This window comes from Streptomyces sp. NPDC006265 (assembly GCF_040613555.1).
Lineage (GTDB): Bacteria > Actinomycetota > Actinomycetes > Streptomycetales > Streptomycetaceae > Streptomyces.
In genome coordinates this window covers 1-5,896 of the sequence record NZ_JBEXSH010000561.1, presented here as the reverse complement: position 1 = coordinate 5,896, position 5,896 = coordinate 1, and the positions used below count along the sequence as shown (strand labels likewise).

Sequence of the window (5,896 nt, the reverse complement as noted above, 5' to 3'; positions counted from 1 at the left end):
CCTACGCGCTGAGCGGCAAGCGCCCGATCTCCGACGCGACCCGGCGACGCGTCGAGGCGGCCGCCCGCGACCTGGGCTACCGCCCCCACGCGGCCGCCCGCGACCTGGCCGGCGCCGAGGCGGACGTGCTGGCCCTGGCTGCGCCCCTGCGCATCGGCGTGCACGTCCCGGTGGTGATGCGGCTGGCGGTGTCGGCGGTGACGACGGCCCGCGCACACGCCCACGACGTCCTGCTCCTCACCCAGGAGGAGGCCGAGGAGGGCCTGAGCCGCGCCGTGCACACGGCCTCGGTGGGCGGGCTGCTGCTGACGGACGTCGAACTCCACGACCCCCGCCTGCCGCGGCTCCGCTCCCTGGACCGCCCGTCGGTCCTGATCGGCGTTCCGGCGAACACATACGGCCTGACCTGCGTCGACCTCGACTTCCGGGCGGCGGGCGAGGCCTGCGTGAACCACCTGGCGGAGCTGGGTCACCGCACGGTCGCCCTGGTGGGCTCGCCCCCGGAGGTCTATCTCCGCAGAACGGCCTACGCCCACCACCTCATGCACGGCTTCACCACGGCCGCCGCCCGTCACGGCCTGGCCTCGTCCGTCCACCCGGGCGGCCCCGACCCCGCCACGGCCCCACGGCTCGCTGAGCGGCTGCTCCACGAGCACCCCGCCCTCACCGCCGTGGTCGTCCACAACGAACCTCTCCTGGCCCCCTTGATCGCCGCCTTCGAACACCTCGGCCTGAGCATTCCCGCCGACCTCTCCGTCACGGCCGTCTGCCCCGACGACCTGGCGGCGACGCCCCGCGTCCCGGTCACCTCGGTGTCCCTGCCGGCCGAGGAGCTGGGCGCCCGCGCGGTGGAAGTCCTGATACGAAAGCTGCACGGCACCCCCGTACCGGAGACGACACTCCTGCCGCCCCGGCTGACGGAACGGGCGAGTACGTCACCCCGGATGCCCGCCTAGGAGCGCGGCCCCCAGCCGCTCCCCCGTCATCTCGATGACCACGGCGTCCTTCCGCATGCTCACGGGCAGATGCGCGTACTCCTCCGCCCGGCACACGATCCTGCCCTCGCTCGGATCGACGGCGACCGCCCCCAGCCGGGACACCGGCTCGGCGACGATGCCGAAGACCCCGCCGGCACGCGGGCGCTCCACCAGGATGCCGCTGTCACCGGCGAAGATCTCGGCCTCGCCGCCGTCACCGGCCCGGATCCAGAACTGGAGGCCGCCGTCCTGGTCGAAACACAGTCGGGGATCCCCGACATCGTGGGGTTCCAGAACGGCCCGGACCAGTTCAAGATCCAGCGGGACGGGGACGTCGGATCCCTCGGCGAACTTGTAGACCGACGGGCTGTAACCCATGGGACCTCCTCGACGATCCATGACAAAGGCCCCGCCGCTCGGAAGCGGCGGGGCCTTTGCCCACATGGGATGAGTGGAGATGGCGGGAATCGAACCCGCGTCCAACGGTGCAGAATCAGGGCTTCTCCGTGTGCAGTTCGCTGTGATTTTCTCGGCCCCGGCGATCACGCGAACAAGTCGCCGACGGGCCCAGTCACTGTTTGATTTCCCATCGCGCCCCGTGACCGGGCTCGATGGTTTAGTTCCCTAGATTATGCCAGGATCCGGGTCGGGAACGCTCCCGGGCTGACACCCATTAAGGGTCCTTCGCTCACTGCTTATCAGGCAGCGAGGGTGAAGGACTGGGAATCGCGCTTGGTAGTGGCGATTATTTTTTGCGACATATGGTTTACGAGATCATTGCCGCTTCCTCGACACGCTTCCCCTGCTTCGACAGCCGCTGTCGAAACCGATCATCCCCATGTTGTGTTGACAATCCCTCCGAAGAGGGGCGCGCACCCGCTGTGGGGTGCAGTAGCCATCGTACGTGACCAACGCAGGTCGATGCCAGCGTATTCCCTACGCCCCGCGCTGCCTCCGCTTCACCGCCGCGATCGCGCGGTCGGTCTCCCGGCGGTCCTGCTTCTCGCGGAGCGACTGGCGCTTGTCGTACTCCTTCTTGCCCTTCGCCAGCGCGATCTCGACCTTGGCCCGGCCGTCCTTGAAGTACAGCGCGAGGGGCACGATGGTGTGACCCGTCTCGCCCGACTTCGACTCCAGCTTGTCGATCTCGGCGCGGTGCAGCAGGAGCTTCCGCTTGCGCCGGGCGCTGTGGTTGGTCCACGTGCCCTGGCTGTACTCCGGCACGTGCACGTTGTGCAGCCACGCCTCGTTCCCGTCCAGCTGCACGAAGCCGTCGACCAGCGACGCCCGTCCCTGGCGCAGGGACTTCACCTCGGTCCCGGTGAGGACCAGGCCGGCCTCGTAGGTGTCGATGATGAGGTAGTCGTGCCGCGCCTTCTTGTTCTGCGCGATCAGCTTGCGCCCTTTTTCCTTAGCCATAGTGCCGACCATTTTCGCACTACGGAGGGGTCCTGCGGAAAGTCGATTACGAGGGGCTCGCGAGGCCCCGCAGGACGGTCCCGGCCCGCTGGAGGGCGTCCTCGCCCGTCTCCAGGTCGGGCGTGATGCCCCGGCCGTCGACCCCGTGGCCGGAGGGGGTGCGGTAGTGCCCGACGGTGAGCTCCGCGACGGAGCCGTCGGGCAGCCGGCTCGGCATCTGGACCGAGCCCTTGCCGAAGGTGCGGGACCCCACCACAAGCGCCCGTCCGCGGTCCTGCACGGCGCCGGTGAGGAGCTCGGCCGCGCTCATCGTCCCACCGTCGACGAGTGCCACCAGGGGTCTCGTGGTGTCCCCGCCGGACTCGGCGTGCAGGGCGCGCTGCTCGCCCTCGACGTCGTAGGTGGCGACCAGGCCGCCGTCGAGGAAGGCGGAGGCGGCGGTCACGGCCTCGGTGACCAGGCCACCGGAGTTGCCGCGCAGGTCGAGGACGATCCCGCCGGGCGGGGACTTCCGGACGGCTTCGCGGACCTGGCGGCCGGAGCCCTTGGTGAAGGTGGCGACCTTGATGACGGTGACGCGGCCGGCGAGTTCCCGGACGGTGACGGAGTCCGTGGACAGCTGGGCCCGGCGCAGGGTTTCGGTCCACGCGCGCGTGCCGCGCTCCAGGCCGAGGCGGACGGCGGTGCCCGCGGGGGCGTCGGTGGCGTCCCCGCGCAGTAAGGAGACGACCTCGGTGACGGGACGGCCGTCGGTCTTCTCGCCGTCGACGCTGCGCAGCAGGTCTCCGGGGCGGATCCCGGCGGTGGCGGCGGGCGAGCCGTCCCGCACCTTCGTCACCTCCATACGGCCGTCCCGCTCCCTGCGGACCCACAGGCCGACGCCGGTGTACTGGCCGTCGAGGGACTCCTCGAACTCCTCGTACTCGCCCCGGGAGTAGACGGCGCCCCAGCGGTCCCCGCTGCGACTGACGGCACGCTTGGCGGCCTGGATCGGGGACTTGCCGTCGGCCATGGCCTCCTCGGCCGCCCGGGCGACGTCCGCGTGGTGTCCGGCCGGTCCGGCCGAACGGGACTCGTTCCGGGCGGACTTCCCCTCGCCCTGCGGCAACGCCCCCGTGGCCGCACCGGCGACGAGCACACTCGTGAACACCAACGTCAGGGCGGCCCCGCGACGGAAGCGGCGGGGCTGACAGAACGGGTCACGACCTGACATGCCGGTGAGTCTAGGACAAGCGGAAGGGCCGTACGGCCGGTTGACCGCACGGCCCCTCTTGGCATGCGTCACACCTTCAAGTACTTGCGCAGCGCGAAGAACGCGGCCAACGCGGGCATCAGAAGGCTCGTCGCGAGGATGAGCGGCAGATACTTCAGCACCGCGCCCCAGCCGATGAAGTTGATCAGTGTCAGCTGGTCGGCCAGAGCCAGTCCGTGGTCGATGAGGAAGTACCGGGCGACCAGCAGGAAGCCGCACGCGAGGGTGCCGCCGATGAGTCCGGCGACCGCCGCCTCCATGATGAACGGCGCCTGGATGTAGAAGCCGGAGGCGCCGACCAGCCGCATGATGCCGGTCTCACGCCGGCGGCTGAACGCCGAGACACGCACGGTGTTGACGATCAGCATCAGCGCGACGACCAGCATCAGCGCCATCACCGCGCGGGCGGCCCAGTTCATGCCGTTCAGCAGCTTGAAGAGGTTGTCCAGGATGCCCTTCTGGTCCTGCACGGACTGCACGCCGTCCCGGCCGTTGAAGGCGGTAGCGATGACCTGGTACTTCTCCGGGTCCTTCAGCTTGATGCGGTACGACTCCTGCATCTGGTCCGGCGTGAGGGAGCTGGCGAGCGGGGAGTCGCCGAACTGCTCCTTGTAGTGCTTGTACGCCTGGTCCTGCGACTCGTACACGACCGCCTGGACGACGTCCATCTTGCCGAGGTCGGCCTTGATCTGCTTCTTCTGGTCGTCGGTCACGGCGCCCTTGGCGCAGTTGGGGTCCGACTCGGCGTCGCTCTTGTTGCAGAGGAAGATCGAGACGTTGACCTTGTCGTACCAGAAGCCCTTCATCGTGTTGACCTGGTCGCTCATCAGGAGCGACCCGCCGAACAGGGCGAGCGACAGGGCGACGGAGACGACGACGGCGAAGGTCATCGTCAGGTTGCGGCGGAGACCGACACCGATCTCCGACAGGACGAACTGGGCGCGCATGGCGACTGGTTATGCCTTTCCGTGGATCTCGGGTGCGGTATCAGTGCTGGTAGCCGTAGACACCGCGGGCCTGGTCGCGGACGAGGCGGCCCTTCTCCAGTTCGATGACGCGCTTGCGCATCTGGTCCACGATGTTCTGGTCGTGCGTGGCCATCACCACGGTCGTGCCCGTCCGGTTGATGCGGTCGAGCAGCTTCATGATGCCGACGGAGGTCTGCGGGTCGAGGTTGCCGGTGGGCTCGTCGCAGATGAGCAGCTTGGGCCGGTTGACGAAGGCCCGGGCGATGGCCACGCGCTGCTGTTCACCACCGGACAGCTCGCCGGGCATCCGGTCCTCCTTGCCGCCGAGCCCGACGAGGTCGAGCACCTGCGGCACGGACTTGCGGATCTCGCCGCGCGACTTGCCGATGACCTCCTGCGCGAAGGCGACGTTCTCGCCGACCGTCTTGTTCGGCAGCAGGCGGAAGTCCTGGAAGACCGTCCCCAGCTGGCGCCGGATCTGCGGCACCTTCCAGTTGGAGACGCGGGCGAGGTCCTTACCCAGAACGTGCACCTGACCGTGGCTGCACCGCTCCTCGCGGAGGATCAGCCGCAGGAAGGTGGACTTTCCGGAGCCGGAGGACCCCACGAGGAAGACGAATTCGCCCTTCTCGACCTCCAGGGAGACATCCCTGAGGGCGGGGCGGGTCTGCTTGGGGTAGACCTTGGAGACATTGTCGAATCGGATCACGGATGCACCACGGGTCGCCGGGGGTAGATGAGCGTGACCATACGCGACCCGGGTGGGGCATCGCAGTCACCGACTGTGGTTGCGCCATGGATATGCCGTTTTATACCGAGCCCCGAGGGGCACGGGGCTGTGCGTACAACCACAGAAAGCGCGCAGCCGCGCGACCGGCGACGGAACCTGGCAAAGTGGAGGGGGGAACATTTTCACCCCCACGGACGTTGGACACGTGGAACCGGCGCAAGGAGGGCAAGCGCATGACGTACGACCGGCTGGTGTGCGCAAACTGCGCGTCCCCCGTGAACGAGGGCCGCTGCCCCGTGTGCCGCGCGAACCGCGAGCGGATGCAGCAGGGGAACTTCCTCGCGGGTCTGAACCCGATGGCCCTGATCGCGCTGCTGACGGTGCTGATCGCGGCGGTGGCCCTGCTGGCGCACCAGACCGCTTAGCGGCACAGGCAGCCACCCCCAGACATGGCCGAGGGCCCGGAGCGATTCGGACGCTGTTGGTTAATTCGGGCCCGGTTGCTTCGCCCCGTCGGATCTATCCGGCGGGGCGAAGTGCTGCGAAGTGG

Annotated in this window: 7 protein-coding genes and 1 other RNA gene; 2 read left to right on the top strand and 6 right to left on the bottom strand. The window is 68.9% G+C overall.

All coding sequences use genetic code 11. The features are described 5' to 3' along the window. Window positions 1-956 (top strand): LacI family DNA-binding transcriptional regulator (locus tag ABZ281_RS33830; protein WP_356661752.1); only part of this gene is annotated, 956 nt, incomplete at its 5' end. Here ABZ281_RS33830 and ABZ281_RS33825 read toward each other — a convergent pair. The 6 genes from ABZ281_RS33825 to ftsE form a co-directional block, all read right to left on the bottom strand. After that, window positions 936-1,355, bottom strand: a complete 420-nt coding sequence (locus ABZ281_RS33825) for a hypothetical protein (protein WP_356661750.1) — start codon at window positions 1,353-1,355, stop codon at window positions 936-938. The genes ABZ281_RS33830 and ABZ281_RS33825 overlap by 21 nt on opposite strands. Window positions 1,356-1,426: 71 nt before the next feature. Beyond that, window positions 1,427-1,815: a transfer-messenger RNA gene (ssrA, locus tag ABZ281_RS33820) on the bottom strand. Window positions 1,816-1,913: 98 nt separating this feature from the next. Beyond that, window positions 1,914-2,396 (bottom strand): SsrA-binding protein SmpB, encoded by a 483-nt coding sequence (gene smpB / locus ABZ281_RS33815; protein ID WP_356661748.1) that lies wholly within the window; start codon window positions 2,394-2,396, stop codon window positions 1,914-1,916. A 46-nt stretch (window positions 2,397-2,442) separates the two neighbouring features. After that, a complete protein-coding gene (locus ABZ281_RS33810) occupies window positions 2,443-3,609 on the bottom strand; it encodes a S41 family peptidase (protein WP_356661746.1) in 1,167 nt (388 codons plus the stop codon). Between the two features lie 68 nt (window positions 3,610-3,677). Further along, window positions 3,678-4,595: a permease-like cell division protein FtsX gene (ftsX, locus tag ABZ281_RS33805; protein WP_356661744.1), complete on the bottom strand. Its 918-nt coding sequence runs from the start codon at window positions 4,593-4,595 to the stop codon at window positions 3,678-3,680. A gap of 40 nt (window positions 4,596-4,635) precedes the next feature. Beyond that, window positions 4,636-5,325, bottom strand: coding sequence for a cell division ATP-binding protein FtsE (ftsE, locus tag ABZ281_RS33800; protein WP_055624645.1), 690 nt, complete (start codon window positions 5,323-5,325; stop codon window positions 4,636-4,638). 254 nt (window positions 5,326-5,579) lie between these two features. On the opposite strand from ftsE, the gene ABZ281_RS33795 reads away from it, so the two are divergent. Continuing rightward, complete coding sequence (locus ABZ281_RS33795; RefSeq protein WP_356661741.1) at window positions 5,580-5,771, top strand: hypothetical protein; 192 nt, start codon at window positions 5,580-5,582, stop codon at window positions 5,769-5,771. The last annotated feature ends 125 nt before the right edge of the window (window positions 5,772-5,896 follow it).

Excerpts from the sequence above, each read along its gene's own strand:
- smpB (WP_356661748.1), bottom strand. The coding sequence starts at position 2,396 with ATGGCTAAGGAAAAAGGGCGCAAGCTGATCGCGCAGAACAAGAAGGCG.
- ABZ281_RS33795 (WP_356661741.1), top strand. The coding sequence starts at position 5,580 with ATGACGTACGACCGGCTGGTGTGCGCAAACTGCGCGTCCCCCGTGAAC.
- ABZ281_RS33825 (WP_356661750.1), bottom strand. The coding sequence starts at position 1,355 with ATGGGTTACAGCCCGTCGGTCTACAAGTTCGCCGAGGGATCCGACGTC.
- ABZ281_RS33810 (WP_356661746.1), bottom strand. The coding sequence starts at position 3,609 with ATGTCAGGTCGTGACCCGTTCTGTCAGCCCCGCCGCTTCCGTCGCGGG.
- ftsX (WP_356661744.1), bottom strand. The coding sequence starts at position 4,595 with ATGCGCGCCCAGTTCGTCCTGTCGGAGATCGGTGTCGGTCTCCGCCGC.